The organism is Rosenbergiella metrosideri (assembly GCF_022602565.1).
GTDB classification, from domain to species: Bacteria; Pseudomonadota; Gammaproteobacteria; order Enterobacterales; family Enterobacteriaceae; genus Rosenbergiella; species Rosenbergiella metrosideri.
In genome coordinates, this window is the sequence record NZ_JALBCV010000041.1 from 1 (window position 1) to 1,340 (window position 1,340).

The following is a 1,340-nucleotide window of genomic DNA, read 5'->3' on the forward strand; positions in this document are numbered from 1 at the left end:
CACCTAAAATAATGTATTACGAGAATAATAGAAAAAGGATAAATTATTTAATAGGAGATTATTAATGAAATTATTGATGCTATCCCTATTATTAATAAGCAAACTATCCTATGCGTCACTCACTGCCGAAGAAATGATAAAAAACTGTTATTCATCAACGACTATATCTTCAGCTATCAATAACTGTCTTTATAATAATTATAATAAAATAAGGAAAGAACTCCATTCAACATTTAACGAGTTAAATCAAAGAATCGAATCACAAGAGAAATATGTCACTCATTATAATATTCTCAGAAAAAAAATAACGGTTTCTCAAAAAAACTGGCAGAATTCTGTCAGTGCTGATTGTTTGATGGAAGCCTATGTTTACGAGAAAGAAAGCTATGCTTTTTTCTCGACAAATTATAGCTGCCTGATCGATCGTTATGCACAGCGAATTGACTATTACCGTAATTTCAAATTTATGTAGTACTGATTGCCGCCATCATTAACTCATTTAAAAATCCAGCGTCCAGCTTTCGCTGATTCCACCAACATACGAACCGTTAAAGGTTTTGGAGAGATCTCAGGGACCTTTTGAGATAGAGGCCTTAAGACGTTTGGTAAAAAGCCCTTTTCATAAGGCCAGTATAGTAATAAGTCAAATGCACTACTCTCGACGTTGAAACGTTTGAAATAGTCATTCAGTATGTCATCGCCAGTCTCTCTGGCCCAAGGATATTTACCTGTTGAAAGGCTAGTATCGAGAGTGAGTTGTGGCTTCTTTTTTGAAAGAAGGGGTTTAACGTTGTAATACTTATCGTACCACTCCAGCACCGCATCTTGTATGGCATCTTTTACCATAACCTGTCACCTTCTTTTGCAATCAAGTTATATCGTTGGGTTGTTTTCCATGCGATTTGAGTCACATCATTCATTATAAATCCTATACCTAATACCGGTATCCAGCGCCCAGCGAAGGCTCCTAGATTGTTAACATAGCTGAACCTCATTTTTTTTATACTCTCTGTAGTGAGAGTAGGCCAGCGGTTCACTTTAATCTTTAACAAAATTCGAAGATTAGCACTTAATACCGATGTTCCTTTGGTCGCTCCGGCTGGTTTAGCACGCGTGGTTTGGAGAGGTTGGCCTAGTATAATCAATGCCAAAGCTATAATGTCTTCCGCACCAAGCTTTTTCTGAGCCTCCTCCAAAAAGATATAGAAAAAAAGTTCTCCCGCGTTCAAATTAATCATTCCATTAAAAAAATAGGTTCCCTTTAACTCTTCCACTGTATCCATATATACTCTCCATTTACTATTAGAGTAATTACTATATTGATGGGATATCTATCAGGC

General features: G+C 36.4%; 3 protein-coding genes. 1 reads left to right on the plus strand and 2 read right to left on the minus strand.

The window, feature by feature from the left end:
* Positions 1-64 precede the first annotated feature (64 nt).
* Positions 65-472, plus strand: a complete 408-nt coding sequence (locus tag MKR94_RS16340) for a lysozyme inhibitor LprI family protein (protein WP_241647876.1) — start codon at positions 65-67, stop codon at positions 470-472.
* A gap of 23 nt (positions 473-495) precedes the next feature.
* Here MKR94_RS16340 and MKR94_RS16345 read toward each other — a convergent pair whose 3' ends face one another.
* Both MKR94_RS16345 and MKR94_RS16350 read right to left on the minus strand, forming a co-directional pair.
* Positions 496-846, minus strand: a complete 351-nt coding sequence (locus MKR94_RS16345; protein WP_241647877.1) for a DUF1493 family protein — start codon at positions 844-846, stop codon at positions 496-498.
* A complete protein-coding gene (locus MKR94_RS16350; RefSeq protein ID WP_241647878.1) occupies positions 840-1,283 on the minus strand; it encodes an STM2901 family protein in 444 nt (147 codons plus the stop codon). The genes MKR94_RS16345 and MKR94_RS16350 overlap by 7 nt, the downstream gene beginning before the upstream one ends.
* Positions 1,284-1,340: the final 57 nt, after the last annotated feature.

What these genes read in the sequence shown, in the direction of transcription:
- MKR94_RS16340 (WP_241647876.1), top strand. Translation starts at nt 65, where the DNA reads ATGAAATTATTGATGCTATCCCTATTATTAATAAGCAAACTATCCTAT.
- MKR94_RS16345 (WP_241647877.1), bottom strand. Translation starts at nt 846, where the DNA reads ATGGTAAAAGATGCCATACAAGATGCGGTGCTGGAGTGGTACGATAAG.
- MKR94_RS16350 (WP_241647878.1), bottom strand. Translation starts at nt 1,283, where the DNA reads ATGGATACAGTGGAAGAGTTAAAGGGAACCTATTTTTTTAATGGAATG.